General features: G+C 68.0%; 29 protein-coding genes. 13 read left to right on the top strand and 16 right to left on the bottom strand.

Features of this window, described 5'->3' with window-relative positions; translation table 11 throughout:
- The first annotated feature begins 40 nt into the window (after positions 1-40).
- Positions 41-226 carry a PA3371 family protein gene (locus VQ067_RS08585; protein ID WP_003091768.1) on the top strand — a complete coding sequence of 62 codons (186 nt, stop codon included), beginning with the start codon at positions 41-43 and terminating at the stop codon, positions 224-226.
- 26 nt (positions 227-252) lie between these two features.
- Here the strand turns inward: VQ067_RS08585 and phnP are convergent, their stop codons facing one another.
- The 13 genes from phnP to phnC all read right to left on the bottom strand — a co-directional run bounded on the left by phnP (position 253) and on the right by phnC (position 10,878).
- Positions 253-1,023 carry a phosphonate metabolism protein PhnP gene (phnP, locus tag VQ067_RS08580; protein ID WP_003109294.1) on the bottom strand — a complete coding sequence of 257 codons (771 nt, stop codon included), beginning with the start codon at positions 1,021-1,023 and terminating at the stop codon, positions 253-255.
- Positions 1,014-1,571, bottom strand: coding sequence for a phosphonate metabolism protein/1,5-bisphosphokinase (PRPP-forming) PhnN (gene phnN, locus VQ067_RS08575; protein ID WP_003098703.1), 558 nt, complete (start codon positions 1,569-1,571; stop codon positions 1,014-1,016). Before phnN ends, phnP begins: the two co-directional genes overlap by 10 nt.
- Complete coding sequence (locus VQ067_RS08570; RefSeq protein ID WP_003091776.1) at positions 1,571-2,734, bottom strand: alpha-D-ribose 1-methylphosphonate 5-triphosphate diphosphatase; 1,164 nt, start codon at positions 2,732-2,734, stop codon at positions 1,571-1,573. Before VQ067_RS08570 ends, phnN begins: the two co-directional genes overlap by 1 nt.
- Positions 2,724-3,440, bottom strand: coding sequence for a phosphonate C-P lyase system protein PhnL (gene phnL, locus VQ067_RS08565; RefSeq protein WP_003098702.1), 717 nt, complete (start codon positions 3,438-3,440; stop codon positions 2,724-2,726). Before phnL ends, VQ067_RS08570 begins: the two co-directional genes overlap by 11 nt.
- A 49-nt stretch (positions 3,441-3,489) precedes the next feature.
- Positions 3,490-4,305 carry a phosphonate C-P lyase system protein PhnK gene (gene phnK / locus VQ067_RS08560; protein WP_003091781.1) on the bottom strand — a complete coding sequence of 272 codons (816 nt, stop codon included), beginning with the start codon at positions 4,303-4,305 and terminating at the stop codon, positions 3,490-3,492.
- Positions 4,302-5,186: an alpha-D-ribose 1-methylphosphonate 5-phosphate C-P-lyase PhnJ gene (locus VQ067_RS08555; protein ID WP_023517859.1), complete on the bottom strand. Its 885-nt coding sequence runs from the start codon at positions 5,184-5,186 to the stop codon at positions 4,302-4,304. The genes phnK and VQ067_RS08555 overlap by 4 nt, the downstream gene beginning before the upstream one ends.
- Complete coding sequence (locus VQ067_RS08550) at positions 5,183-6,283, bottom strand: carbon-phosphorus lyase complex subunit PhnI (RefSeq protein WP_003091786.1); 1,101 nt, start codon at positions 6,281-6,283, stop codon at positions 5,183-5,185. Before VQ067_RS08550 ends, VQ067_RS08555 begins: the two co-directional genes overlap by 4 nt.
- Positions 6,283-6,912, bottom strand: coding sequence for a phosphonate C-P lyase system protein PhnH (phnH, locus tag VQ067_RS08545; RefSeq protein ID WP_003138236.1), 630 nt, complete (start codon positions 6,910-6,912; stop codon positions 6,283-6,285). The genes VQ067_RS08550 and phnH overlap by 1 nt, the downstream gene beginning before the upstream one ends.
- Entirely contained in the window at positions 6,912-7,370 is a 459-nt protein-coding gene (gene phnG, locus VQ067_RS08540; RefSeq protein ID WP_003091790.1) for a phosphonate C-P lyase system protein PhnG, read from the bottom strand. The genes phnH and phnG overlap by 1 nt, the downstream gene beginning before the upstream one ends.
- A 9-nt stretch (positions 7,371-7,379) precedes the next feature.
- Complete coding sequence (gene phnF, locus VQ067_RS08535; protein ID WP_003091792.1) at positions 7,380-8,102, bottom strand: phosphonate metabolism transcriptional regulator PhnF; 723 nt, start codon at positions 8,100-8,102, stop codon at positions 7,380-7,382.
- A gap of 20 nt (positions 8,103-8,122) precedes the next feature.
- On the bottom strand, positions 8,123-8,917 hold the full coding sequence (phnE, locus tag VQ067_RS08530; RefSeq protein ID WP_003091793.1) for a phosphonate ABC transporter, permease protein PhnE: 795 nt from the start codon (positions 8,915-8,917) through the stop codon (positions 8,123-8,125).
- A gap of 67 nt (positions 8,918-8,984) precedes the next feature.
- Positions 8,985-9,989 carry a phosphonate ABC transporter substrate-binding protein gene (gene phnD, locus VQ067_RS08525; RefSeq protein WP_003091795.1) on the bottom strand — a complete coding sequence of 335 codons (1,005 nt, stop codon included), beginning with the start codon at positions 9,987-9,989 and terminating at the stop codon, positions 8,985-8,987.
- 52 nt (positions 9,990-10,041) lie between these two features.
- The gene (gene phnC / locus VQ067_RS08520) at positions 10,042-10,878 is read right to left on the bottom strand and encodes a phosphonate ABC transporter ATP-binding protein (RefSeq protein WP_003109291.1); all 837 of its coding nucleotides are present in this window, start codon (positions 10,876-10,878) and stop codon (positions 10,042-10,044) included.
- 360 nt (positions 10,879-11,238) lie between these two features.
- Between phnC and amrZ the strand changes: the two genes are divergently transcribed.
- From amrZ to tsaA, 4 genes are all read left to right on the top strand, one after another.
- Positions 11,239-11,565 (top strand): transcriptional regulator AmrZ, encoded by a 327-nt coding sequence (gene amrZ, locus VQ067_RS08515; protein ID WP_003091802.1) that lies wholly within the window; start codon positions 11,239-11,241, stop codon positions 11,563-11,565.
- Between the two features lie 153 nt (positions 11,566-11,718).
- A complete protein-coding gene (locus VQ067_RS08510) occupies positions 11,719-12,084 on the top strand; it encodes a DUF2784 domain-containing protein (protein WP_003091804.1) in 366 nt (121 codons plus the stop codon).
- Positions 12,085-12,181: 97 nt separating this feature from the next.
- Positions 12,182-12,952 carry a 3-oxoacyl-ACP reductase RhlG gene (gene rhlG, locus VQ067_RS08505; RefSeq protein ID WP_033990749.1) on the top strand — a complete coding sequence of 257 codons (771 nt, stop codon included), beginning with the start codon at positions 12,182-12,184 and terminating at the stop codon, positions 12,950-12,952.
- A gap of 52 nt (positions 12,953-13,004) precedes the next feature.
- Positions 13,005-13,700 (top strand): tRNA (N6-threonylcarbamoyladenosine(37)-N6)-methyltransferase TrmO, encoded by a 696-nt coding sequence (tsaA, locus tag VQ067_RS08500; RefSeq protein WP_003163385.1) that lies wholly within the window; start codon positions 13,005-13,007, stop codon positions 13,698-13,700.
- A gap of 6 nt (positions 13,701-13,706) precedes the next feature.
- Here the strand turns inward: tsaA and VQ067_RS08495 are convergent, their stop codons facing one another.
- The gene (locus VQ067_RS08495; RefSeq protein ID WP_003130248.1) at positions 13,707-14,009 is read right to left on the bottom strand and encodes a putative quinol monooxygenase; all 303 of its coding nucleotides are present in this window, start codon (positions 14,007-14,009) and stop codon (positions 13,707-13,709) included.
- A gap of 60 nt (positions 14,010-14,069) precedes the next feature.
- Here VQ067_RS08495 and VQ067_RS08490 point away from each other — a divergent pair, with 60 nt between their 5' ends.
- From VQ067_RS08490 to VQ067_RS08460, 7 genes are all read left to right on the top strand, one after another.
- The gene (locus VQ067_RS08490; protein WP_003098688.1) at positions 14,070-14,483 is read left to right on the top strand and encodes a VOC family protein; all 414 of its coding nucleotides are present in this window, start codon (positions 14,070-14,072) and stop codon (positions 14,481-14,483) included.
- A gap of 228 nt (positions 14,484-14,711) precedes the next feature.
- Positions 14,712-16,859: a transcriptional regulator NosR gene (nosR, locus tag VQ067_RS08485; protein WP_034019767.1), complete on the top strand. Its 2,148-nt coding sequence runs from the start codon at positions 14,712-14,714 to the stop codon at positions 16,857-16,859.
- 42 nt (positions 16,860-16,901) lie between these two features.
- Positions 16,902-18,812 (top strand): TAT-dependent nitrous-oxide reductase, encoded by a 1,911-nt coding sequence (gene nosZ / locus VQ067_RS08480; RefSeq protein WP_003138228.1) that lies wholly within the window; start codon positions 16,902-16,904, stop codon positions 18,810-18,812.
- The gene (locus VQ067_RS08475) at positions 18,809-20,095 is read left to right on the top strand and encodes a nitrous oxide reductase family maturation protein NosD (protein ID WP_033990752.1); all 1,287 of its coding nucleotides are present in this window, start codon (positions 18,809-18,811) and stop codon (positions 20,093-20,095) included. Before nosZ ends, VQ067_RS08475 begins: the two co-directional genes overlap by 4 nt.
- Positions 20,092-21,006: an ABC transporter ATP-binding protein gene (locus VQ067_RS08470; RefSeq protein ID WP_003098683.1), complete on the top strand. Its 915-nt coding sequence runs from the start codon at positions 20,092-20,094 to the stop codon at positions 21,004-21,006. The genes VQ067_RS08475 and VQ067_RS08470 overlap by 4 nt, the downstream gene beginning before the upstream one ends.
- On the top strand, positions 20,997-21,824 hold the full coding sequence (locus tag VQ067_RS08465) for an ABC transporter permease (RefSeq protein WP_031689162.1): 828 nt from the start codon (positions 20,997-20,999) through the stop codon (positions 21,822-21,824). Before VQ067_RS08470 ends, VQ067_RS08465 begins: the two co-directional genes overlap by 10 nt.
- Positions 21,825-21,840: 16 nt before the next feature.
- Entirely contained in the window at positions 21,841-22,377 is a 537-nt protein-coding gene (locus VQ067_RS08460) for a nitrous oxide reductase accessory protein NosL (RefSeq protein WP_003091829.1), read from the top strand.
- 82 nt (positions 22,378-22,459) lie between these two features.
- Here the strand turns inward: VQ067_RS08460 and fpr are convergent, their stop codons facing one another.
- Positions 22,460-23,236, bottom strand: coding sequence for a ferredoxin-NADP reductase (gene fpr, locus VQ067_RS08455; RefSeq protein ID WP_003091832.1), 777 nt, complete (start codon positions 23,234-23,236; stop codon positions 22,460-22,462).
- 273 nt (positions 23,237-23,509) lie between these two features.
- Between fpr and VQ067_RS08450 the strand changes: the two genes are divergently transcribed.
- Positions 23,510-24,436: a LysR family transcriptional regulator gene (locus VQ067_RS08450; protein WP_003091833.1), complete on the top strand. Its 927-nt coding sequence runs from the start codon at positions 23,510-23,512 to the stop codon at positions 24,434-24,436.
- Between the two features lies 1 nt (position 24,437).
- Here VQ067_RS08450 and VQ067_RS08445 read toward each other — a convergent pair whose 3' ends face one another.
- Entirely contained in the window at positions 24,438-24,779 is a 342-nt protein-coding gene (locus tag VQ067_RS08445; protein WP_003098676.1) for a YceK/YidQ family lipoprotein, read from the bottom strand.
- Between the last annotated feature and the right edge of the window lie 53 nt (positions 24,780-24,832).

Genomic DNA, 24,832 nt, shown 5'->3' with positions numbered 1-24,832 from the left:
GAACAGCGAGCCCGACGGAGAGGGCTCCGGGAGTGAAACCATGTCACGATCCGCCGTCATTCTTCTGTTCGTGGTGATCGCCAGCGCGATCCTGGCGCTGAGCCTGCCGCCCGATGCCACCCTCCTCGCCTGGTGCGCCTGGGGACTGCTGGGCATATCCGGCGCCTGGCTGCTGTTTGCGCTGGTGGTAGGTCGGCGAATCCGCTTCGATCCCAGCCTGGACTGATTTCGCCCACAACGCCTTGCCGGGCGCTACAGCGGCAGGCACATGCCGTCGTGTGCCAGTTCCACCCCCTCGGGCAACGCAGCGGGGTGGTCCAGCAGCCAGGCGTCCAGCGCATGCCCGACGTGAGTCAACACGGCCCGCCGGGGACGCAGCGATTCGATGCACTCCAGTGCCCGCGTCAGGTCGTTGTGGTTGCGCGGCGGCCGCTCCTGCGGCGGCATCGAGCAGTCCAGCACCAGCAGGTCCAGCGGCGCCGCGAGCAATCGCGAGGCGCTGTCCGCCGGCAGCCCGACGGTATCGGTGAGGTAGGCCAGACGCCGTATCGTTCCCTCCTCGGAAGCCCCCTCCAGCAAGTAGCCGAAGGTCGGCTTCGAGTGGACCAGCGGTAGCGCGGTCGCCGCCAGCGCGCCCCACTGGCGCCGCTCGAAGGCGCCGAAGGGCTGGCTGAAATCGAGGATGCCCGGATGCTTGTAGAGGTCGGCGAGGCCCTCCGGGTCGGCCGGGCCGTGCACCGGGATCACCAGACCCTGGCCCCAGCGCAGGTGCAGCAGGCCCTGGGCGTGGTCGGCGTGGTAATGGGTCTGGAGGATGCCGTCGAGGCTATGGGGCGGGAAGCGCTCGCAGAGATCGACCAGGCCGCTGTCGATCAGCCAGCGCTGGCCGGCGCACTCCAGCAGCGCGCTACAGGGACGGCGACGCAGGCCGGCGTCGGCGCGGGCGTTGCGACAGGCCGGGCAATCGCAACCGTAGACCGGCACCTGGCGGGCGTCGCCGGTGCCGAGCAGGGTCAGGCGCATGCGCGGTCGCTGCCGAGACGGGCCAGGAGGGTGCGTAGCGTGTCGTCGAGGTCACCGGAGTTGTCCAGTTGGAATAGCGGGCCCTCCAGGCCGGCGGCGAACTCGGCGTTGCGCGCCAGGCGCGCCTCGATTTCCTCGGGGCTTTCCCGGCCGCGCGCCAGCAGGCGCTGGCGCAGCACCTCGGGTTTCACCCCGAGCAGGACCGCGAGCAGATCCGGATAGCGCCGGCGGGCCTGCGCCAGGTAGCCGCGCGAGCCGTTCACCAGCACGTCGTAGCCCTGCGCCAGCCACTCGTCGATCTGCACTGGGATGCCATAGCAAAGGCCGTTGGCGCGCCAGCTCATGGCGAACGCCGAGGCCCGCTCGAGGGTGTCGAACTGCGCCGGAGTCACCGCCTGGGCGTCCTCCCCCACCGCTTCCGCGGAGCGCGTGATCACCCGCCGCACGATACGGCAGCCGCGCAGCGCCAGGGGCTCGCGCGCGGCCTGCAACAGGCTGTCCTTGCCCGAGCCGGAAGGCCCCATCAGATAAATCAGTCTGCCTGTCATCAGAACACTCTCTGCCCGCCGCGCCAGACCTGGCGCACCACCGGCTGGTTGTTGCCGAGCGCCCGCGCCTGCAGCAGATCGGCGCGCAGGCCGACGCGGATTTCGCCACGATCGGTCAGCCCGGCGGCCAGCGCCGGGGTACGGCTGACCATCGCCACCGCGCGCGGCAGGTCGTAGCGGATCGCATCATACTCGCTGTGCTCGCCGGCGAGCAGCAAGGCCGCATGCAGCAGGCTGGCCGGATAGTAGTCGCTGGAAAGGATATCCAGCACGCCGATTCCCGCCAGTTGCGCCGCCGCCACGTTGCCCGAGTGGGAACCGCCGCGGACCACGTTGGGCGCGCCCATCAGCACCTGCAGGCCGTGCTCGTGGCTGGCCCTGGCGGCCTCCACGGTGGTCGGGAACTCGGCGATGGCCATGCCGTAGCCGGCCGACTCGCGGACATGCGCGAGGGTCGCGTCGTCATGGCTGGCCACCGACAGGCCGCGTCCCTGGCAGACATCGACGATGGCCGCACGGGCGGCGTCGCTGTAGCGCTCGGAGTTGGCTACCTGCTCGACGATGAAGGCGTCCATCTCGGCATCGCTCAGGTGGTACTTGCCCTGGTAGTACTCGCGGTACTTCTCCAGCCTGGCGAACTGGCGCTGGCCGGGGGCGTGGTCCATCACCGAGACCAGTTGCACCAGCGGATGCTCGACCAGTTCGCGGAACACCTCCAGCGTCTGCGGATGGCTGACCTCGCAACGCAGGTGCAGGCGATGGTCGGCGCGCGCGTCGCCGCTGGCGGCGGCCTCGCCGATGGCCTCGAGCATCTTCGGCAACTGCTGCATGCGCTTGCCCTTGGGGTTGACGTCGCCGATGGACAGCGCGTCGAACACCGTGGTGATTCCCGCGGCGACGATCTGCGCGTCGTGCGCCAGCACCGCCGAGGCCGATGGCCAGTCGACGCCGGGACGCGGGGTCATGTGCTTCTCCAGGTTGTCGGTGTGCAGCTCGACCAGACCGGGCAGCAGGTAGTCGCCCCCCAGGTCCTCGGCCCCGGCCAGGTGGCTGCGGCCTTCGTCGACCGCGGCGATCAGGCCGTCGCGCAGCAGCACGCTGCCGACGAAGACCCGCTCGGCGCTGACTACCCGGGCATTGCTGAGAACGCGTTCAGACGACATGGGCTTGCTCCTGGCGTGAAAGCTCCTGGCTCATGTCCAGGTAGCGGCTGGCCACCGCCTCGCGGGCGGCGCGGTCGTGGAAGATGCCGATCAACGCGGCGCCGGCGGCCTTGGCTTCGCCGATCAGTTCCAGCACTACCTGGCGGTTGGCTTCGTCGAGGGACGCGGTCGGCTCGTCGAGCAGCAGGATCGGCCACTCGACCATGAAGCCGCGGGCAATGTTGACGCGTTGCTGCTCGCCGCCGGAAAAGGTGCCCGGCGCCAGTTGCCAGAGGCGTTCCGGGATGTTCAGCCGGGCCAGCAGGCTGCGCGCCCGCAGTTCGGCGCTGTCGCGGCTCCAGCCACGGGCCAGGGCCGGCTCCATGACCACGTCGAGGGTCGCCACCCGCGGGATCACCCGCAGGAACTGGCTGACGTAGCCGAGGGTCTGGCGGCGCACGGCGAGCACCTCGCGAGGCTCGGCGCCGACCAGTTCCAGCCAGTCGCCGGCGTGGCGCAGGCGGATGCTGCCGCCGGCCGGCAGGTAGTTGCCGTAGAGCGTGCGCAGCAGGGTGCTCTTGCCGGCGCCGGAGCGTCCGTGGAGCACCAGGCATTCGCCGCCGGCGACATTGAAGTTGAGCCCGCGCAGCACATTGAGCACTACGCCCTGTTGCTGGTGCAGGGTGAAGGTCTTGCTGAGGTCGCGGACCTCGATCAGGTTGTTCATCGCTACTTCTCCGGGCGCCCGTCGCGCGGACCGGCGCCGACGCTTCGGCTCAGGGTTGCAGGACCGACGACACCAGCAATTGCGTGTACGGATGCTGCGGGTCGTCGAGAATCTGGTCGGTGAGACCGGCTTCCACCACCCGCGAACGGCGCATGACCATCAGGCGGTCGGCGAGCAGGCGCGCCACCGCCAGGTCGTGGGTGACGATCACCACCGCCAGGTCCAGCTCGCGCACCAGGCCGCGCAGTAGGTCGAGCAGGCGCGCCTGCACCGACACGTCGAGGCCGCCGGTGGGTTCGTCCATGAACACCAGGCGTGGCGCCGAGACCAGGTTGCGGGCGATCTGCAGGCGCTGCTGCATGCCGCCGGAAAAGGTTCGCGGCAGGTCGTCGATGCGCAGCGGATCGATCTCCACCTGTTCCAGCCAGTCCAGCCCGGCCTGGCGCAGCCGACCGTAGTGGCGCACGCCCTGGGCCATCAGCCGTTCGCCGATGTTGGCGCCGGCGGACACGCCCATACGCAGGCCGTCGCGCGGGTTCTGCTCGACGAAGCCCCACTCGGTGCGCAGCAGGGTGCGCCGCTCGGCTTCGCTGGCGGCGTAGAGGTCCAGCCAGCGGTCGCCGTCGTCGCGGTAGGCGACCGTGCCGGCGTCCGGCGGGCAGCGCCCGGAGAGCAGTGAGAGCAGGGTCGACTTGCCCGAGCCGGACTCGCCGACGATGCCCAGCACTTCGCCGGGGTAGAGATCGAAGTCGACCTCCTGGCAGCCCTTTTCCGGCCCGTACAGGCGGGTCAGGCCGCGCACCGAGAGCAGCGGCCGGTCGCGCGCGTCGAGGCTCGCATCGATGGATTCGCAGACCGCGTTCATTGCGCGTCCTCCCCTTCTTCCTGGCGGGCACGCCGCTGCGTGCAGTAATCGGTGTCGGAACAGACGAAGCGCTTGCCGCCACGGTCGTCGACGATCAGTTCGTCCAGGTAGGACTCGTGGCTGCCGCAGAAGGCGCAGCTTTCCTCCCAGCGCTGGACCTCGAAGGGGTGGTCCTCGAAATCCAGGCTCGCCACCCGGGTGAACGGCGGCACCGCGTACAGGCGCTTCTCGCGACCGGCGCCGAACAGCATCAGCGCCGGGCTCATGTCCAGCTTGGGGTTGTCGAACTTGGGAATCGGCGAGGGATCCATCACGTAGCGCTCGTCCACCGTCACCGGGTAGGCATAGCTGGTGGCGATGTGGCCGAAGGTGGCGATGTCCTCGTAGAGCTTCACGTGCATCACCCCATAGTCGTTGAGCGCATGCATGGTCCGGGTCTCCGCCTCGGAAGGCTCGATGAAGCGCAGCGGCTCGGGGATCGGCACCTGGTAGACCATGATCTGCTCGCCGCTCAGGGCGGTTTCCGGTATCCGGTGGCGGGTCTGGATCACCGTCGCCTCCGGGGTCCGTTCGGTGGTGGCGACCCCGGCGGTGCGGGCGAAGAAACGCCGGATGGATACCGCGTTGGTGGTGTCGTCGGCGCCCTGGTCGATCACCTTGAGCACGTCGTCGGCACCGAGGATGGCCGCGGTCACCTGCATGCCGCCGGTGCCCCAGCCGTAGGGCAGCGGCATCTCGCGGCCGCCGAAGGGCACCTGGTAGCCGGGGATCGCCACCGCCTTGAGCAGGCCGCGGCGGATCATGCGCTTGGTCTGCTCGTCGAGGTAGGCGAAGTTGTAGCCCTGCTCCGGCGCGGCGCTGGCTTGCGGGGAAAGGCTCATGCGCGCTTCTCCTGGACAGTGGGTTGCGCGGATTCGGCGACGCCGGGACGACGCAGCTTGCGAATCAGCTCCAGCTCGGACTGGAAATCGACGTAGTGCGGCAGCTTCAGGTGCGAGACGAAGCCACCGGCCTCGACGTTGTCGCAGTGCATCAGGACGAACTCTTCCTGCTGCGCCGGCGACACCACCTCCTCGCCGTATTCCTCGGCGCGCAGGGCGCGGTCGACCAGGGCCATGCCCATCGCCTTGCGCTCGGCGTAGCCGAAGGCCAGGCCGTAGCCACGGGTGAATTGCGGCAGCTCCTCGCGGGAACCGACGAACTGGTTGACCATCTCGCACTCGGTGACCTCGATCTCGCCCACCGGCACCGCGAAGCCGAGTTCCTCGGGCTCCAGCCAGACCTCGCAGGCGCCGATGCGGATCTCCCCGGCAAACGGATGGTTGCGGCCGTAGCCGCGCTGGGTCGAATAGCCCAGGGCGAGAAGGAAGCCCTCGTCGCCGCGGGCCAGGGCCTGCAGGCGCTGGGCGCGGCCGGTGGGGAAGTCGAGCGGCTCGCGGGTGATATCCGGCACCGCGCCGGGCAGTTCGTACTCCGGCGTCATCAGGCCTTCCCGGTCGAGCAGGCCGAGCACGCGCGGACAAGGCTCCAGGGACGCGCCCCGCTCCACTTCGGGGCCGGGGTAGTCGCCCTCGGCGAGCAGGCTGAAGTCGAGCAGGCGATGGGTATAGTCGAAGGTCGGACCGAGCAGTTGCCCGCCCGGCAGGTCCTTGTAGGTCGCCGAGATCCGTCGTTGCAGGCGCATCCCGGCGGTATCCAGCGGCAGGCTGGCGGCGAAGCGCGGCAGCGTGGTGCGGTAGGCGCGGAGAAGGAAGATCGCTTCCATCAGGTCGCCGGCCGCCTGCTTGATCGCCAGTGCCGCCAGTTGCTCGTCGTACAGCGAACCCTCGGTCATCACCCGCGACACGGCCAGCGGCATCTGCTGGCGGATCTGCTCCACCGACAGCTCCGGCAGCGCGGTATCGCCGCGGCGCTTGCGCGCCAGCAGGCGATGGGCGTTGTCGATGGCCTTCTCGCCACCCTTGACGGCTACGTACATCAGGCCACCTCCTCGACGGGTTCGCTGACCCGGGTACTGCGTGGCAGGCCGAGGATGCGCTCGCCGGCGGCGAAGAAGGCATCCAGGCCCCTGGGGAATTCGGTGCGTGCGGCGCGCTGCGCCCAGAACCCGGCGCTCACCGGCAACGCCACCTGGCGCACCTCGGCGATACCCGGTCCGCGCCACTCCAGCGAGTCGCCACCATCGAGGCCGGCGAGCTGGATCAGCAGGGTGCAGGACTGGTCCGGATAACGGTCGCTGCCGCTGTCGAAGCCGCTCAGGTCGTCCAGCTCGCCTTCGTCGAGCAAGGCGAACAGCGCCTGCTCGCGCTCGGCGACGATCGGGCAGCCGCAATGGAAGGCCAGGTTGGCGCGCAACGTCGGGCTGTCGAGACCCGGCGCCAGCCACAGCGGGGTGTCGGAGTCGAGGAAGCTCAGGCACAGCGCGTAGCTGGCCGGTTGCAACGCGGCCAGCGCCGGTGCGCGGTCGAGGTTGCGTACCAGCCCCGGTTCGGCGAGGGCCTTGAGCGCCGCGCGGAAACTCCGCTGGGCGTCCAGGACCGGGTCCTGGAACGCCGGTTGCAATAGCGCGGCGGTATCCGCCGGGCTGGGAAGCGAAGCGCTGGTCATCAATCTTCTCCTCGGACCAGGGTGAAGAACTCCACCTTGGTAGTGGCGATTTCCGCCTCCTGGGCGGCACGGCGCTCGGCCTGGGTACGGGCCAGCGGTTCGATCAGGCGCGCCTGCCAGGCCGCCGCATCGGCGCCCTGCAGGTGCGCGTCGGCCAGGGCGGCCAGTTCGGCGTGGCGCTTGTCGCGCCCGGCGACATAGCTGTAGCCGGTACGTCCGTCAGCGAGGCGGACCACGCAGCGGGTCACGGTCATCTCACCGAGGTTGAACGGGCTGCCGGTGCCACCCATGCGTCCGCGCACCAGGGTCATGCCGGTCTCGGCGGCGCGCAGCAGGTGATAGTCGGCATCGCGCAGGGCGTCCGCATGGGCGTCCAGCTCCTCGCGACGGGCGCGGGCGAGCACGCCCATCCAGCGCTGTCGTGCGGCGATGGTGGGATCGGAATGCAAGGCGGTCATGGGCTTCTCCTAGGGGGCAACCTGGTACTGGAAGCGATCGGCGCGGCTGATCGACTGGGCCAGTTCCACCGGTTGGCCGGTACGGTCGCGGGACAGGGTGAGGACGGTGAGCAACGGCGCGTGCCGGGGCATCAGCAGGCGCGCCGCCTCCTCGCGGTTGGGTAGGCGCGCACCGATCAGGCTGTAGGTGCGGGTCAGCGGCAGGCCTTTGTCGGCCAGGTAGCGACGCAGCGAACCGCCCTGGTAGTCGGCGAGCAGCTCGCTGCGGGAAACGGCGTAGCAGTGGCGGATCAGGCTCACCGGCTGGCCGTCGAGGTAACGCAGGGTGGTCAGTTCCAGCACCCGCCCGCCCTCGCCGATCCCCAGGTGGGTGGCCTCGGCGGCGCCGGCCGGACGCTGGCGCGCCTCCAGCAGCCGAGCCTCGACCCGGTGGCCCTGGGCCGAGAGCGACTCGGTGTAGGCGTTGGCGGCGCCCATCGGGTAGATCGTCGGCGCCTCCAGGACCTGGGTGCCCTTGCCCTGGCGCCGCAGCACGCGGCCTTCGAGCACCAGTTCGTCGAGCGCCCGGCGCAGGGTATGGCGGTTCACCGCGAAGCGCTGGGCCAGCTGGATCTCGCCGGGCAGGTAGTCGCCGGGGCGGTAGGCCAGCAGTTCCTGGCGCAGCCGTTCGGCCAGTTCGCGGTACAGCGGTTCGCTTTGTCTAGACAAGTGCATGGTTTGGAAAGGGCGCACCAGGCGCCCTCCTCGCGTCGTCAGATGAACAGCTTGCGCAGGCGTTGTGACAGAACGTCGATCAGGCTCACCACCACGATGATCACGATCAGCACGGCGCAGGTCTGGCCGAACTGGAAGCCGCGGATGGCCTCCCAGAGGATCACGCCGATGCCGCCGGCGCCGACCATCCCGACCACGGTGGCGGAACGCACGTTGGACTCGAAGCGGTACAGCGAATAGGAGATCCACAGCGGCAGGACCTGCGGGATGACCCCGAAGATGACCTCCTGCAGGGCGCTGGCACCGGTGGCGCGGACGCCTTCGACCGGACCGGGGTCGATCGCCTCGACCGCCTCGGCGAAGAGCTTGGCGAGCACCCCGGTGGTGCTGATGAACAGCGCCAGCACGCCGGCGAACGGGCCCAGGCCGACGGCGACCACGAAGAGCATGGCGAAGACCATCTCGTTGATCGAACGGCAGGCATCCATCACCCGCCGCACCGGCTGGTAGACCCACCAGGGCACGATGTTCTCGGAGGCCAGGATCGACAGCGGGATGGCGCAGACGATGGCCAGCACCGTGCCCCAGAGGGCGATCTGCACGGTGACCAGCATCTCGCTGAGGTAGAGCTTCCAGTTGCCGAAGTCCGGCGGGAAGAAGTCGGCGGCGAAGGTCGCCATGTTGCCGGCGTCGCGGAACAGCACGGCCGGGTTCATTTCCGCGCCCTTCCAGGACCAGGCGAGGATGGCGAGGAACAGGCCCCAGCCGACCAGGCGTCCCCAGGATGGCTTGCCAGTGGCGGCCGCCGCGGCGGTGGTGCTCAGAGTGCTCATATCGGGAATCTCGACAGCGGTATTGGCGAATCGGGTGGGGCGCGGCGCCGGTCGCGCCCGGGGTGGATCAGCCGGCGTTGGCGGCGGTCTTCTGCTCGCGCTCGGCCATGCGTTTCTCCAGCTTGGCCAGCTCCTCGTCGAGGGCCTTCAGCTTGGCGGCCTTCTCCTCGGCGCCGAGGTTGGCGTTGTTCGCCACGTCGGTGCGCTGCTTGAACAGCTCGAGCTGGCGGATCGGCAGCAACTGGTCGTCGTCGGAGGGCTGGAACTTCGACCATTGCAGGTCGGCGAGGACCTTCTTCTGCTCGGCGTTGGCGCCGTACTTGAAGAAGAAGTCGCGCAGCTTGTTCTTCTGCTCGTCGCTCAGGTTGTTGCGCCACACCAGCGGGTCGCCCGGGATCAGCGGCGACTTCCAGATCACCTTGAGCTGCCTGGCCTTCTCCGGCTGGGTCAGTTCCAGGCGCTCCATGCCCTCGGTATTGAAGGTGGCGACGTCGACCTGCTTGTTGGCCACCGCCAGGGCGTTGACCTCATGGCTGGAGTTGAGGGTGCGCTTGAAGGCCTTGACCGGATCGACGTTGTTCTTGGCGAACACGTAGTAGCCGGGCACCAGGTAGCCGGACGTGGAGTTCGGATCGCCGTTGCCGAAGGTCAGGCTCTTGGCGTTCGCCAGCATGTCCTCGACGCTGTCGATCTTGCTGTCCTTGTTGGCGATCAGCAGGCTCCAGTAGCCCGGCGCGCCGCTGGCGGCGACGGTCTGGGCGAAGATCTCGCCGTGGGCGCGATCCACCGCTTCCATGGCGGCCTTGTTGCCGTACCAGGCGATGTCGACCTTGTCGAAACGCATGCCCTGGATGATCCCGGCGTAGTCGGGGGCGAAGAAGGCCTTCACCTGGTAGCCGGTCTGCTGGCTCATGTCCTTGAGGAAGGGTTCCCAGATGCTCTTGAGGTTCTGCGACGACTCGGTGGAGATGATCCCGAAATTGATCACCGGCTGGTCGGCGTGCGCCATCCCGGCAAGGGAGCCGGCGAGCAGGGCGGAAGCCGCGAGCACACGACTGAAGCGTTTCAACATGGAGAGAACTCCTGGGCAGGGTTTGGCGGGTTTTTATGCGGTTCGAATGACGTCAGGCGCGCGCGAGGGTCAGTTCCGGCTGGCTCTCCGCCCCGCGCCGGGCACGGTCGGAAAACAGCAGCGGGGTATCCCCTTCGGCGCCGTAGAGTTCGTTGAGGAAGCCTTCGGAAAGGTGCTCGCTGCTGCCGTCGAAGAGGATCCGGCCGCCCTTCAGGGCCACCGCGCGCGGGCAATAGCGCAACGCGTAGTCGACCTGATGCAGGGTCACCACCACGGTCTTGCCGTCGTGGCGGTTGATGTCGGCGAGGATGTCCATCACCTTGCGCGCCGACTCCGGGTCGAGCGAGGCGATCGGTTCGTCGGCGAGAATCACCTCGGCCTTCTGGGTCAGGGCGCGGGCGATGGCTACGCGCTGCTGCTGGCCGCCGGAGAGGGTCGAGGCGCGCTGCCCGGCGAGATCGGCCAGGCCGACCCGCGCCAGAGCTTCCAGGGCCTGGCGCTTCTGCTCGGCGCTGAACAGCCCCAGCGAACCGCGCCAGCGCGGCATGCGACCGAGGAAGCCGAGCAGGACGTTGTCCAGCACGCTGAGGCGGTTGACCAGGTTGAACTGCTGGAAGATGTAGCCGATGTCGGCGCGCAGGCGGCGCACTTCGCCGCTCAGGCGACCGGACGCCTGCAGGCGGCGACCCAGCACGTCGATGCTACCGCCGTTGTCGCGGTCGCAGCGGGCGAGCCCGGCGACGTGACGCAGGAGCGTGGATTTGCCGGAGCCGGATGCACCGATCAACGCCACCATCTCGCCCGCCTGGATCTCCAGCTTCAGGTTGAAAAGCGCCTGCTTGCGGGCAAAGGTCTTGTTCAGGCTGTCGACACGGATCACCGCGCTCATCGTTCTCCCCTCCAATCGGTTGCACGAAGACGCCAGCGGCGCCATCTGGTGTAGACCAAGATAGGAGGAGACTGTGTCAGACCGGTGAAGTGACGATGACAGTCGAGTGACAATCCATTGAACGACCGGTGGTCAGAAGGCCATCATCTAACCCCAGTAAAAAACTAGGCTTTTGTTGAATCGCTCGCATTTCAGATAGCTGGTACTGGCAAAACGCCGTCACGCAACGCACAATTGACGTCAACTAATTGTTGTTTCCGAAATAACAGACTGAACGGCTGGCGGAAATCGTGGTCATAGGCCCGAGAACAATGAACGCTTCCTCGGCACCGCTTTTCCCTGACTCTACAGGTTCAATGTATGCGCCCACTGAAACAGGCAACTCCTACCTACTCCAGCCGTACCGCTGACAAATTCGTCGTTCGTCTGCCCGAGGGCATGCGTGAGCAGATCGCAGAAGTCGCTCGCAGCCATCACCGCAGCATGAACTCCGAGATCATCGCCCGACTCGAGCAGAGCCTGCTCCAGGAAGGGGCGCTGCAAGACAATCTCGGTGTTCGCCTGGACAGCCCGGAACTCAGCCTGCACGAGCGCGAGCTGCTGCAGCGTTTCCGCCAGCTGACCCACCGTCAGCAGAACGCGCTGGTCGCCCTGATCGCACACGATGCGGAGCTGGCCCAGGCCTGAGCGCCGAAGCCCACGCGTAGCGCTTGAAATGGCCGGCATTCGCCGGCTTTTTCTTTATGGGTGGCCCAACCATGGGCGAGTAACCGCAAGGCGGTTATCCGCCGGCCCCTGTAGCGGTGGCGTTATCCCTCCAACGCCACGAGGGAGAGCCGAATGAGCTATCGCCTGGCCGCCGATGCCCTGGTCTGGCTGCACCTGGGCTTCATCCTGTTCGTCCTGTTCGGCGGCCTGCTGCCGTTGCGTTGGCCACGCCTGGCCTGGCTGCACCTGCCGGCGGTGGCCTGGGGCTGCGCCGTTGAGTTCCTCGGCCTGCCCTGTCCGCTGACCCCGCTGGAGAATCGTCTGCGCCGGGCCGCCGGGGACGCCGGCTACAGCGGCGGCTTCGTCGAGCACTACCTGTTGCCGCTGATCTATCCCGCCGGCCTGACCCCGGCGGTGCAATGGATCCTTGGCGCCATCGTTCTGCTGGTCAACCTGATCGCCTACCTGTATCTGTGGCATCGCCGCAGTAGCCGCTGAGCCACGGATGCCACGTCATTCCGTATCTGGATAGTGCTGCGCCGGCAGCGAGGCGAATCGTAGGCTGGTCTCCCCTGCCCAGCCCGGAGTGTTTCCCATGCATCCCTATTTCAGCCTCGCCGGCCGCGTCGCCCTGGTCACCGGCGGCAGCCGCGGCATCGGCCAGATGATCGCCCAGGGTCTTCTCGAAGCCGGCGCCCGCGTCTTCATCTGCGCACGTGACGCAGAGGCCTGCGCCGACACCGCCACACACCTCTCGGCCTACGGCGATTGCCAGGCGATCCCTGCCGACCTTTCCAGCGAAGCCGGTGCCCGGCGCCTGGCGCAGGCGCTCGGCGAACTCAGCGCGCGGCTGGATATCCTGGTGAACAACGCCGGCACCAGTTGGGGCGCAGCGCTGGAAAGCTATCCGGTGTCCGGCTGGGAAAAGGTCATGCAGCTCAATGTCACCTCGGTGTTTTCCTGCATCCAGCAACTGCTGCCGCTGCAGCGCCGCTCGGCCAGCGCGGAAAATCCGGCGCGAGTGATCAACATCGGCTCAGTGGCGGGCATCAGCGCCATGGGCGAACAAGCCTATGCCTACGGGCCGAGCAAGGCCGCGCTGCATCAACTGTCGCGGATGCTGGCGAAGGAACTGGTCGGCGAGCACATCAATGTCAACGTGATCGCTCCCGGACGCTTCCCGAGCCGCATGACCCGTCACATCGCCAATGACCCGCAGGCACTGGAGGCGGACAGCGCGTCGATTCCCATGGGCCGCTGGGGTCGCCCGGAGGAGATGGCGGCGCTGGCGATCAGCCTGGCCGGCACCGCCGGCGCCTACATGACCGGCAACGTGATCCCCATCGACGGCGGTTTTCATCTCTGAGCGCCGCCAATCCGGGTAACATGACGCCCCCGACCGCTCGCCTCGTCCCGCCATGACCCACAGCGTTTCTCCCATCGGCTACATCCGCTCCTGCTTCATGGAGAAGTTCGCCATCCCGCGCCAGCCTCTGCTCGCGCCGGCGGCGCGGGGGACCCTGGAACTGCTGCCGCCGTTCGACCAGGCGGAAGCGCTGGAAGGCCTGGAGCAGGTCAGCCATGTCTGGCTGCTGTTCCTCTTCCACCAGGCCCTGGAAGACAAGCCGCGGCTGAAGGTGCGCCCGCCGCGCCTGGGCGGCAACCGCTCGCTGGGAGTCTTCGCCACCCGCGCCACCCATCGGCCGAACGGCATCGGCCAGTCGGTGGTGCGCCTGGAGGGCTTCGAAGCGGGGCGCCTGTGGCTGTCCGGGATCGACCTGCTCGACGGCACCCCGGTACTCGATATCAAGCCCTACGTACCCTACGCCGACGCCGTGGCCGACGCCCGCAACGGCATCGCCGACGCGCCGCCGCCGGGCATCGCGGTGGAGTGGAGCGAGCAGGCGCGGCGCCAGGCCCATGAGCACGGCCAGCGGTTGCGGCAGCCGGTGGCCGAGCTGATCGAGCAATGCCTGGCCCAGGACCCGCGTCCGGCCTACCAGAAGCCGGAGCCCGGGCGCCGCTACGGGGTGCGCCTGTGGGACCTCGACGTGCATTGGCACTACCCGCGCCCGGACCTGATCCGCGTGCTGGACGTCGCCGGCGGCGATTGAGCCTTCTCAGCGCAGCGGATTGAGCGCCAGCGCGTCGCTTTCGAAGACTTCCTGTTCGAGGATCAGCGGCTCGACCAACGGCCGGCTGTCGCGGAAATGCGCGGTGCGGGTGTGCGCCTCGTAGGCCGCGTCATCGCGATAGATCTCATAGAGATAGACCAGGTCAGGGTCCTGTCGGTCGCGGGAAACGTCGAACACCAGGCAGCCGGGCTCGGTGGACACGGAAGCGGCGGCGTTGACCTGGATGGCATCGATGAAAGCCTCGGCGCAGCCGGCCCTGAGGCGGGTCTTGATAAAGATGCAGTACACGGAAACTTCCTTTTGTTTTAGATTTACAAAATTATTGTATACAAAAAAGGAAGCAAACCCATGTCCGACCGCCCTGCCCGCCCCTCCCGCCTCAACGGCCTGCGTCACCTCGCCCTGCTGGTGCCCAACCTGGAAGAATGCGAGCGCTTCTATGTCGACGTGCTGGGCATGGAAGTGCTGAACCGCGCCAACGAAGACCTGGTGTATCTCACCTGCGGCAACGACAACCTTTCCCTCGGCCGCGCCCACGCCGCCAGCAACGGCCTGCAGACCATGGATCACTACGGCTTCGTCGTCGACAGCGTGGAGGAACTGGAAGCCTGGTACCGTTACCTGAAGGCGCTGGGCGTGACCCTGCTCGACCAACCCTTCGACCACGGCGACGGCGCGCGCAGCTTCCACCTGCTCGACCCGGCGGGCAACAAGGTGCAGCCGCTGTACCATCCGGCGGTATCCGGGCAGCGCCTGGCCTGAGCCTCGGGCAGCCCTCTCCCCCTCTCCCTGAAGGGAGAGGGGCGACTCGGTACACTCAGTGCCAGCAACCTCGCTGGCTCCTCATCTCCACTTCTTGACTTTCATCAAGCGCGTTCCGCCCCCGCACCTCCTAGCATCCGGCAACGGAAGCGATTCCACCGCCAGGCGCAGACCCCACCGCAGCGCGGCGTCCCTTTTTTCGCCGGTAGCCAGTAGTAGATGGAACCTATGCGCGCCCTTCGTTTTTCCGCCGGATCGTGGCGGTGTGTCTTCGCCTGGATGCTCCTGCTGGTCGGCCTCGCCGCCCAGGGTGCCGAACTCAGCGAGTTGGAGCGTCTGCGCATCGCCCAGGTATTCCCCGCGGTCGAGCGGATCGGCGACCCCGAAGGCGACTACGGCGTACGCCGCCTGAGCAAGGGCGAGGAAACCCTCGGCTACGCCTTCCAGACCCTCAGCGTCACCGACATCCCGGCCTACTCCGGCAAGCCGATCAACCTGCAGGTGATCCTCGATCCGCAGGCGGTTATCCGCGACGCCTACGTCCTCGAACACCACGAACCGATCCTGCTGATCGGCATCCCGGAAGAGAAGCTGCACGCCTTCAGCGCCAGGTACGACGGCGTACGCGCCGACCAGCGGGTGGTGGTCGGCCGCTCCAGCGACCCGCAGGCGGTTACCGTCGACGCGGTGAGCGGCGCCACGGTGACGGTGATGGTGGTCAACGAGATCGTCATGCGCGCCGCGCATACGGTGGCGGTTGCCCTCGGCCTGATCGAGGACCGCGGCAATGTGCGGCCCAAGCCGGCGCAGGTGCGCCAGCAACCGGCAGCGACGGCGAGCTGGAGCGAATTGCTCGGCAACGGCGCGATCCGCCGCCTGCAGTTGAGTCGCGGGCAGATCGACGACGCCTTCAAGGGCAGCGAGGCCGAAGGCATCGGCGAAGCCGACGCGGCGCACCGCGACGAGCCGTTCATCGATCTCTACAGCGCCCTGCTCAACCCTCCCGCGGTGGGCCGCAGCCTGCTCGGCGACAACCAGTACCGCGAACTGATGGCGTCGCTGAAGCCAGGCGAATACGCCTTCGTCGTGCTCGGCGACGGCGAGTATTCCTTCAAGGGTTCCGGCTACGTGCGCGGTGGCATCTTCGATCGGGTCCAACTGCGCCAGTTCGGCGACATCATCAGCTTCCGCGACCTCGACTACCAGCGCCTGTCGGACGTCTACGCCGAAGGCATGCCGGAGTTCCGCGAGATGGCGATCTTCGTCGCCCGCGCCAGCCAGCGTTTCGATCCGGGCTCGCCCTGGACCCTGGAGTTACTCGTGCGGCGCCAGACTGGCCCGGTGGCGGGGGTATTCACCAGCTTCGAGCTGGCCTGCCAGACGCCCGAGGAATACCTGGAGCGGCCGCAGCCAACGGCCGAGGAACTGGCCGCCCTGGAAGAGGCTGCCCGGCCGCTGTGGCTGCGGGTCTGGTACCAGAAGAGTTTCCAGATCGGGGTCCTCTGTACCGCCCTCGTCCTGCTCCTGGCGATCCTCTTCCTCCAGGACCGCCTGGTGCGACGGCCGCGCCTGATGCAGCGACTGCGCACCGGCTACCTGGCGTTCACCCTGGTCTACCTGGGCTGGTACAGCCTCGGCCAGCTATCGGTGGTCAACGTGCTGACCTTCGTCCACGCGCTGTTCGAAGGCTTCCGCTGGGAGCTGTTCCTCAGCGACCCGCTGCTGTTCATCCTCTGGACCTTCACCGCAGCCAGCCTGCTGCTCTGGGGCCGCGGCGTGTTCTGCGGCTGGCTGTGCCCGTTCGGTGCGCTACAGGAACTGCTCAACGAACTCGCGCGCAAGCTCCGCGTGCCGCAGTTCCAGGTGCCGTTCGCCGGGCACGAGCGGCTCTGGGCGATCAAGTACATCATCCTGCTGGTGCTCTTCGGTCTCTCCCTGGAATCCCTGGCGCTGGCCGAGCAGGCCGCGGAGGTGGAGCCGTTCAAGACCGCCATCACCCTCGGCTTCGACCGCCAGTGGTGGTTCGTCGCCTACGCCGTCGCGCTGCTGGTGGTCAACCTGTTCACCCGCAAGGTCTATTGCCGCTACCTCTGCCCGCTGGGCGCGGCCCTGGCGATCCCGGCCAAGGCGCGCCTGTTCGACTGGCTCAAGCGCCGTGCGGAATGCGGCAGGCCCTGCCAGCTCTGTGCCCGCGAATGCGAGATCCAGGCGATCCATCCGGACGGCCGCATCGAGGCCAACGAATGCCACTACTGCCTCGACTGCCAGATGACCTACCACGACCAGGACAAGTGCCCGCCGCTGGTGAACAAGCGCAAGAAGCGCGCGAAAAGCGCGCCGGCGGACAGCGCGCGGATACCCGCGGAGAACCTCTGACCTGGCTCCCTTTCCCCTGACTGCCCTTGAGGACGACACAAGATGAGCGACGACACGAAAAGCCCCCACGAAGAAACCCACGGCCTGAACCGCCGCGGCTTCCTCGGCGCCTCGGCGCTGACCGGAGCCGCCGCCCTGGTTGGCGCCAGCGCCCTGGGCAGCGCGGTGGTCGGCCGCGAGGCCCGGGCCGCGGGCAAGGGCGAGCGCAGCAAGGCCGAGGTCGCCCCCGGCGAACTGGATGAGTACTACGGGTTCTGGAGCGGCGGACATTCCGGCGAAGTACGCGTGCTCGGCGTGCCGTCGATGCGCGAGCTGATGCGCATACCGGTGTTCAACGTCGACTCGGCCACCGGCTGGGGCCTGACCAACGAGAGCAAGCGGGTCCTCGGCGACGGCGCGCGCTTCCTCAACGGCGACTGCCACCATCCGCACATCTCGATGACCGACGGCAAGTACGACGGCAAGTACCTGTTCATCAACGACAAGGCCAACAGCCGGGTCGCGCGCATCCGCCTGGACGTCATGAAATGCGACCGCATCGTCACCATTCCCAACGTCCAGGCGATCCACGGCCTGCGCCTGCAAAAGGTGCCGCATACCCGCTACGTGTTCTGCAACGCCGAGTTCATCATCCCCCATCCCAACGACGGCTCGACCTTCGACCTGTCCGGCGACAACGCCTTCACCCTGTACAACGCCATCGACGCCGAGACCATGGAAGTGGCCTGGCAGGTGATCGTCGACGGCAACCTCGACAACACCGACATGGACTACAGCGGCAGGTTCGCCGCCTCCACCTGCTACAACTCGGAGAAGGCCGTCGACCTCGGCGGCATGATGCGCAACGAGCGCGACTGGGTGGTGGTGTTCGACATCCCGCGCATCGAGGCCGAGATCAAGGCGAAGCGCTTCGTCACCCTCGGCGACTCGAAGGTGCCGGTGGTCGACGGCCGGCGCAAGGACGGCAAGGACAGCCCGGTGACCCGCTACATCCCGGTACCGAAGAACCCCCACGGGCTGAACACCTCGCCGGACGGCAAGTACTTCATCGCCAACGGCAAGCTCTCGCCGACCTGCACCATGATCGCCATCGAGCGCCTCGGCGACCTGTTCGCCGGCAAGCTGGCCGACCCGCGCGACGTGGTGGTGGGCGAGCCGGAACTGGGCCTCGGCCCGCTGCACACCACTTTCGATGGCCGAGGCAACGCCTATACCACGCTGTTCATCGACAGCCAGTTGGTGAAGTGGAACCTGGCCGACGCGGTGCGCGCCTACAAGGGCGAGAAGGTCGACTACATCCGCCAGAAACTCGACGTGCAGTACCAGCCGGGGCACAACCACGCCACCCTGTGCGAGACCAGCGAAGCCGACGGCAAGTGGATCGTGGTGCTCAGCAAGTTCTCCAAGGACCGCTTCCTGCCCACCGGTCCGCTGCACCCGGAGAACGACCAGTTGATCGACATTTCCGGCGAGGAAATGAAGCTGGTCCACGACGGCCCGACCTTCGCCGAACCGCACGATTGCATCCTCGCCCGCCGCGACCAGATCAAGACCCGCAAGATCTGGGACCGCAAGGACCCGTTCTTCGCCGAGACGGTCAAGCGCGCGGAAAAGGACGGCATCGACCTGATGAAGGACAACAAGGTCATCCGCGAGGGCAACAAGGTCCGCGTCTACATGGTCTCGATGGCGCCCTCCTTCGGCCTCACCGAGTTCAAGGTGAAGCAGGGCGACGAAGTCACCGTGACCATCACCAACCTCGACGAGATCGAGGACGTGACCCACGGCTTCGTCATGGTCAACCACGGCGTCTGCATGGAGATCAGCCCGCAACAGACCTCGTCGATCACCTTCGTCGCCGATAAGCCCGGGGTGCACTGGTACTACTGCAGCTGGTTCTGCCACGCCCTGCACATGGAAATGTGCGGGCGGATGCTGGTGGAAAAGGCTTGATCCACTCAGCGCGGTCGCTGGCCGGGCGCCGGGCGGGGCCGCTCCTCGCCCTGCTCCTGCTCGGCCTCGCCACGGCCCGCGCGGAGCCGGTCGACGGCCTGCCGCTGCGGGCCGACGGCGATGGCCGCTGGAGCCTGGCGGCGGGCCGCTACGCCGGCAACTTCGTCATCGACCGACCGCTGCACCTGCGCTGCGAGGCCGGCGCCGAACTGGACGGCGGCGGCCACGGCAGCCTGCTGACCCTGACCAGCCCCGGGATCACCATCGAGGGCTGCCGGCTGCGCAACTGGGGGCGCAACCTGACCGAACTCGACGCCGCGATCTTCGTCGGCAAGGCCGCCAGCGGCGCCGTGATCCGCGGCAACGACCTGCGCGGCGCGGGCTTCGGCGTCTGGCTCGACGCCACGGCGGGCGCGCAGGTGCTCGACAACCGCATCGAGGGCGACGAAAGCGTGCGCTCCCAGGATCGCGGCAACGGCATCCACCTCTATGCGGTGAAGGACGCCCTGGTCCGCGGCAACCGGGTCAGCCACACCCGCGACGGGGTCTACATCGACACCTCCAACGACAGCAGCATCGAAGCCAACCGCTTCGAGGACCTGCGCTACGGCGTGCACTACATGTTCACCCACAACAGCCGGGTGACCGACAACCTGACCCGGCGCACCCGCACCGGCTACGCGCTGATGCAGAGCCGCAAGCTGACCGTGACCGGCAACCGCTCCATCGACGACGAGAATTACGGCATCCTGATGAACTACATCACCTACTCGACCCTGGCCGGCAACCGCGTCGAGGGCGTGCGCAGCGGCAGCACCGGCGACGCGATGATTTCCGGCGCCGAGGGCAAGGCGCTGTTCATCTACAACTCGCTGTTCAACCGCATCGAAGGCAACAGCTTCGCCGACAGCGCCCTGGGCATCCACCTCACCGCCGGCTCGGAGGACAATCGCATCGCCGGCAACGCCTTCATAGGCAACCGCCAGCAGGTCAAGTACGTCGCCAGCCGCGAGCAGGAGTGGTCCGCCGACGGCCGCGGCAACTACTGGAGCGACTACCTGGGCTGGGACCGCGACGACGACGGTCTCGGCGACGTCGCCTACGAGCCCAACGACAACGTCGACCGGCTGATCTGGCTGTACCCGCAGGTACGCCTGCTGTTGAACAGCCCGAGCATCGAGTTGTTGCGCTGGGTCCAGCGCGCCTTCCCGGTGGTGCGCTCGCCCGGCGTGCGCGACAGCCATCCGCTGATGCGGATGCCCGCCGCGGAGCCGAGGCCATGAGCCTGGTCGAGATCGACGGCGCGACCCTGCGCTACGGCGCCCTCACCGCCCTGAGCGGGCTCGACCTGCGCCTGGAGCCCGGCGAGGTGCTCGGCCTGCTCGGCCACAACGGCGCCGGCAAGACCACCACCATCAAGCTGGTCCTCGGCCTGTTGGCCCCCAGCGAAGGCCGCGTGCGGGTCCTCGGCCACGATGCAAGAAGCCTGGAGGCGCGCCGCCAGCTCGGCTACCTGCCGGAGAACGTGACCTTCTACCCGCAGCTCAGTGGCGCGGAAACCCTGCGCCACTTCGCCCGCCTCAAGGGCGTGGCGCCGGCCGAAGCCGCGCGCCTGCTGGAACAGGTCGGCCTCGGCCATGCCGCCAGGCGGCGCCTGAAAACCTACTCGAAGGGCATGCGCCAGCGCCTCGGCCTGGCCCAGGCGCTGCTCGGCGAACCGCGCCTGCTGCTGCTCGACGAACCGACGGTGGGCCTCGACCCGCTGGCCACCGTCGAGCTTTACCAATTGCTCGACCGCCTGCGCGGCCAGGGCACCGGGATCGTCCTCTGCTCCCATGTGCTGCCCGGCGTCGAGACGCATATCGACCGCGCCGCGATTCTCGCCGGCGGCCGCCTGCAAGTGGCCGGCAGCCTCGCCGAACTGCGCCGCAAGGCGGCTCTGCCGACCCGCGTGCGCCTGGCCAGCCCGCATAACCCGCAGTGGCTCGAACGCTGGCACCGGGCCGGCCTGGCGGCGCGGAGACTGGACGGCCAGCGCATCGAGGTACTGCTGGACGATGCCGAGCGCGACGGCGTACTGGAAGCGCTGCTGGCCGCGCGCGAGTTCGACCTGGAGATCCTGCCGCCGTCGCTGGAGGACCTCTATCGCCACCACATGTCCCCCGCCCCCGCCGGAGCCACGCCATGCCCGTAGTCTGGACCATCGCCCGCAAGGAACTGGCCGACGGCCTGCGCAATCGCTGGCTGCTGGCGATCAGCCTGCTGTTCGCCCTGCTCTCGGTGGGCATCGCCTGGTTCGGCGCCGCCGCGGCCGGCCAGGTCGGCTTCACCTCGGTGCCGGCGACGGTCGCCAGCCTGACCAGCCTGGCCACCTTCCTGATGCCGCTGATCGCCCTGCTGCTGGCCTACGACGCCATCGTCGGCGAGGAGGAAGGCGGCACCCTGCTGCTGCTCCTGACCTACCCGCTGGGGCGCGGCCAGTTGCTGCTCGGCAAGTTCCTCGGTCACGGCCTGATCCTCGCCCTGGCCACCCTGATCGGCTTCGGCAGCGCGGCGCTGGCGATCCTCGCGCTGGTGCCGGAGGTCGAGGCGGCCATCCTGCTGGGCGCCTTCGGCCGCTTCATGGGTTCCTCGCTGCTGCTCGGCTGCGTGTTCCTCGCCCTGGCCTACGCCCTGAGCAGCCGCGCCAGCGAGAAATCCAGCGCCGCCGGGCAGGCGCTCGGCCTGTGGTTCTTCTTCGTCCTGCTGTTCGACCTGGCCCTGCTGGCGATCCTGGTCCTCAGCCAGGGTCACCTGAGCCCGCGGCTGCTGCCCTGGCTGTTGCTGCTCAACCCGACCGACCTCTACCGGCTGATCAACCTGTCCGGCTTCGACGCAGCCGCCGCCGGCGGGGTGGTTCCCCTGGCCAGCGACCTGCCGGTGTCCGCCAGCGCCCTCTGGCTGGCCCTGGCCCTCTGGGCCTGCGCTGCCCTGGCGCTGGCCTACGGCCTGTTCCGCCGCCGCCCCATCTGACTCACGAGGTTCCGCCATGCAACGTCATACCCTCCCCCTGCGCCCTCTGCTCGGCACGCTCCTGCTCGGCCTGCTGCTGGCCGGCTGCGATGCGTCGCGGGACGACGCCACGGCACTCGGCCCGGTGCCGATCGCCAGCGGCGACGAATGCCACGTCTGCGGCATGCTCATCGAGGAAATGCCCGGTCCCAAGGGCGAGGCGGTGCTTCCCGGCGCGGTGCGCAAGTTCTGCTCCACCGCCGAACTGTTCGGCTGGTGGCTGCAACCGGAAAACCGCCAGGGCCAGGCGCGCCTGTATGTCCACGACATGAGCCAGGCCGACTGGCGGCACCCCGACGATGCCCGCCTGATCGACGCCACCCGCGCCTACTACGTGGTCGGCATCCAGCGGCCGGGCGGCATGGGCGCCACCCTCGCCTCGTTCGCCGACGAAGAGGCCGCGACGCGCCTGGCGGCCGAGGAAGGCGGCCGGGTACTGCGCTTCGACGAGATCGACCAGGCGGTACTGCAAGGCGTGGGCGGCGACCACCCGCACCGGCACCCGGCGCACTGAGCGGGAGCCGGAAAGCAGAAAGCCCCTGCCGCGGATACGGCAGGGGCTTTCTTCGCCTGGCGCGACGAGGCGCGGCGGAGGCCTACTTCTCGACGAAGGCGCGCTCGATCAGGTAGTCGCCCGGCTCGCCCATGCGCGGCGAGATCTTCAGGCCGAAGCTATCGAGCACGGCGCTGGTCTCTTCCAGCATGCTCGGGCTGCCGCAGATCATCGCACGGTCGTCCTGCGGATTCATCGGCGGCAGGCCGATGTCCTCGAACAGCTTGCCGCTGCGCATCAGGTCGGTCTGGCGGCCCTGGTTGCGGAACGGCTCGCGGGTCACCAGCGGGTAGTAGATCAGCTTCTCTTTCACCTGGTCGCCGAAGTACTCGTGTTCCGGCAGGACCTTGGTGATGAAGTCGGCGTAGGCCAGTTCGCTGACCCAGCGCACGCCGTGGACCAGGATCACCTTCTCGTAGCGCTCGTAGGTTTCCGGGTCCTGGATCACGCTGAGGAAGGGCGCCATGCCGGTGCCGGTGCTGAGCAGGTAGAGGTGCTTGCCGGGCAGCAGGTCGTCGTGCACCAGGGTGCCGGTCGGCTTGCGGCTGACCATCAGCTCGTCGCCTTCCTTCAGGTGCTGCAGGCGCGAGGTCAGCGGGCCGTCTGGGACCTTGATGCTGAAGAACTCCAGGTGCTCTTCGTAGTTCGGGCTGGCAATGCTGTAGGCGCGCATCAGCGGACGACCGTCGACTTCCAGGCCGATCATCACGAACTGGCCGGTCTTGAAGCGCAGACCCGGGTTGCGGGTGGTCTTGAAGCTGAACAGGGTGTCGTTCCAGTGGTGCACGCTGAGAACGCGCTCGGTGTACAGATTGCTCATCAAAGACTCCTAGGAAAACGCGGGCGCACACCAACAGCAGCAGACGTGACGCAGTTGCGCGGCATTTTATCGGTTGCCAAAATATCCGCAAAATGAATTGTCTGGATAATGCTTATCCAGAATATGGATATGGGATAACACGATATCGGTCAGCCGCCGGCCGCCGAGGGCTCCCATCGCTCCCGCGGACGGGGCGCAAGGATAACCGAGCCAACCCCGCCGACGGAACGGCAAAATGTCGCGGGGCCTTTCGCTCTAGACGAGGAAGCCTGGATGAAATTCACCCTCCGCCAGCTCGAGGTGTTCGTCGCCGTGGCCCAGCAGGAGAGCGTCTCCCGTGCCGCCGAGGGGCTGTCGCTGTCGCAGTCGGCGACCAGCACCTCGCTCGGCGAGCTGGAGCGGCAGTTCGACTGCAAGCTGTTCGACCGCGCCGGCAAGCGCCTGACCCTCAATGCCCTCGGCCGCCAACTGCTGCCGCAGGCGGTGGCGCTGCTCGACCGCGGCGAGGAAATCGAGAACCTGCTCAACGGCAAGACCGCCTTCGGCTCCCTCGACCTCGGTGCCACCCTGACCATCGGCAACTACCTGGCCACGCTGCTGATCGGCGCCTTCATGCAGCGCCAGCCGGACTGCCGGGTGCGCCTGCACGTGCACAACACCGCCCAGGTGGTGCAGCAGGTCGCCCACTACGAGCTGGACCTGGGCCTGATCGAGGGCGACTGCCGGCATCCGGACATCGAGGTGCAACCCTGGATGGAGGACGAACTGGTGGTGTTCTGCGCCCCCCAGCATCCGCTGGCGCGGCGGGGCGGCGCCGACCTGGAACGGCTGACGCGGGAGGCCTGGATCCTCCGCGAGCAGGGCTCCGGCACCCGCCTGACCTTCGACCAGGCCATGCGTCATCACCCGCGGCCGCTGAACATCCGCCTGGAGCTGGAGCACACCGAGGCGATCAAGCGTGCCGTGGAGTCCGGCCTGGGCATCGGCTGCATTTCCCGCCTGGCCCTGCGCGACGCTTTCCGCCGCGGCAGCCTGGTGCCGGTGGAAACGCCCGGCCTGGACCTGCGCCGGCAGTTCTACTTCATCTGGCACAAGCAGAAGTACCAGACCGCGACCATGCGCGAGTTCCTCGACCTGTGCCGCAGCGAGACCGCCGGGATCAGCCGCAGCGACGAGATCGTGCTGCCGCTGATTCCCTGACTCAGTTGGCCAGGGACAGGTTGCCGTCGCGGTACTGGCGGTACGAGGTATAGGGCAGCGCGAGGGTGTCGATCACCCCGGACAGCGCGAAGTCGAGGGCCAGCACCTCGAGGATGCCGTCGGCTTGCGCCGGCGCCACCGGCGACCCGGTCTTCACGTTGAGCCGGCAGAAGGTGTAGCTGACCCCGCTGTACACCCGCGGCAGGCTGGTGCAGGCGGTCGCCTTCAGGCGCAGGTCGTGGGCGGCGCTGGCGTCGTCGCGCACCAGCGTGTTGACGGAACCGCACCCGCCGAGCGTGGCGAGCCCCAGAAGCACCAGCAAAGAAAGCCCCGAGCGAAACATTCCTTCATCTCCCTGTGCGAACGCCAGCCGAGTATGGCCGGCCTTGCGCCGCT

The sequence above is a fragment of the Pseudomonas sp. KBN12P06040 genome, assembly GCF_037574965.1.
Lineage (GTDB): Bacteria > Pseudomonadota > Gammaproteobacteria > Pseudomonadales > Pseudomonadaceae > Pseudomonas > Pseudomonas aeruginosa.
The sequence above is the reverse complement of the archived record's forward strand: the minus strand, read 5'-3'. Positions and strand labels throughout refer to the sequence as shown.

Coding starts and splice junctions, on each gene's coding strand:
- phnD (WP_003091795.1), bottom strand. CDS start 9,989: ATGTTGAAACGCTTCAGTCGTGTGCTCGCGGCTTCCGCCCTGCTCGCC.
- VQ067_RS08510 (WP_003091804.1), top strand. CDS start 11,719: ATGAGCTATCGCCTGGCCGCCGATGCCCTGGTCTGGCTGCACCTGGGC.
- tsaA (WP_003163385.1), top strand. CDS start 13,005: ATGACCCACAGCGTTTCTCCCATCGGCTACATCCGCTCCTGCTTCATG.
- VQ067_RS08490 (WP_003098688.1), top strand. CDS start 14,070: ATGTCCGACCGCCCTGCCCGCCCCTCCCGCCTCAACGGCCTGCGTCAC.
- VQ067_RS08470 (WP_003098683.1), top strand. CDS start 20,092: ATGAGCCTGGTCGAGATCGACGGCGCGACCCTGCGCTACGGCGCCCTC.
- nosZ (WP_003138228.1), top strand. CDS start 16,902: ATGAGCGACGACACGAAAAGCCCCCACGAAGAAACCCACGGCCTGAAC.
- VQ067_RS08450 (WP_003091833.1), top strand. CDS start 23,510: ATGAAATTCACCCTCCGCCAGCTCGAGGTGTTCGTCGCCGTGGCCCAG.
- phnN (WP_003098703.1), bottom strand. CDS start 1,571: ATGACAGGCAGACTGATTTATCTGATGGGGCCTTCCGGCTCGGGCAAG.
- phnG (WP_003091790.1), bottom strand. CDS start 7,370: ATGACCGCCTTGCATTCCGATCCCACCATCGCCGCACGACAGCGCTGG.
- VQ067_RS08445 (WP_003098676.1), bottom strand. CDS start 24,779: ATGTTTCGCTCGGGGCTTTCTTTGCTGGTGCTTCTGGGGCTCGCCACG.
- rhlG (WP_033990749.1), top strand. CDS start 12,182: ATGCATCCCTATTTCAGCCTCGCCGGCCGCGTCGCCCTGGTCACCGGC.
- VQ067_RS08555 (WP_023517859.1), bottom strand. CDS start 5,186: ATGAGCCTTTCCCCGCAAGCCAGCGCCGCGCCGGAGCAGGGCTACAAC.
- amrZ (WP_003091802.1), top strand. CDS start 11,239: ATGCGCCCACTGAAACAGGCAACTCCTACCTACTCCAGCCGTACCGCT.
- fpr (WP_003091832.1), bottom strand. CDS start 23,236: ATGAGCAATCTGTACACCGAGCGCGTTCTCAGCGTGCACCACTGGAAC.
- phnL (WP_003098702.1), bottom strand. CDS start 3,440: ATGAACAACCTGATCGAGGTCCGCGACCTCAGCAAGACCTTCACCCTG.
- phnH (WP_003138236.1), bottom strand. CDS start 6,912: ATGACCAGCGCTTCGCTTCCCAGCCCGGCGGATACCGCCGCGCTATTG.
- nosR (WP_034019767.1), top strand. CDS start 14,712: ATGCGCGCCCTTCGTTTTTCCGCCGGATCGTGGCGGTGTGTCTTCGCC.
- phnK (WP_003091781.1), bottom strand. CDS start 4,305: ATGAACGCGGTCTGCGAATCCATCGATGCGAGCCTCGACGCGCGCGAC.
- phnE (WP_003091793.1), bottom strand. CDS start 8,917: ATGAGCACTCTGAGCACCACCGCCGCGGCGGCCGCCACTGGCAAGCCA.
- VQ067_RS08550 (WP_003091786.1), bottom strand. CDS start 6,283: ATGTACGTAGCCGTCAAGGGTGGCGAGAAGGCCATCGACAACGCCCAT.
- VQ067_RS08585 (WP_003091768.1), top strand. CDS start 41: ATGTCACGATCCGCCGTCATTCTTCTGTTCGTGGTGATCGCCAGCGCG.
- VQ067_RS08570 (WP_003091776.1), bottom strand. CDS start 2,734: ATGTCGTCTGAACGCGTTCTCAGCAATGCCCGGGTAGTCAGCGCCGAG.
- phnC (WP_003109291.1), bottom strand. CDS start 10,878: ATGAGCGCGGTGATCCGTGTCGACAGCCTGAACAAGACCTTTGCCCGC.
- VQ067_RS08465 (WP_031689162.1), top strand. CDS start 20,997: ATGCCCGTAGTCTGGACCATCGCCCGCAAGGAACTGGCCGACGGCCTG.
- VQ067_RS08460 (WP_003091829.1), top strand. CDS start 21,841: ATGCAACGTCATACCCTCCCCCTGCGCCCTCTGCTCGGCACGCTCCTG.
- phnP (WP_003109294.1), bottom strand. CDS start 1,023: ATGCGCCTGACCCTGCTCGGCACCGGCGACGCCCGCCAGGTGCCGGTC.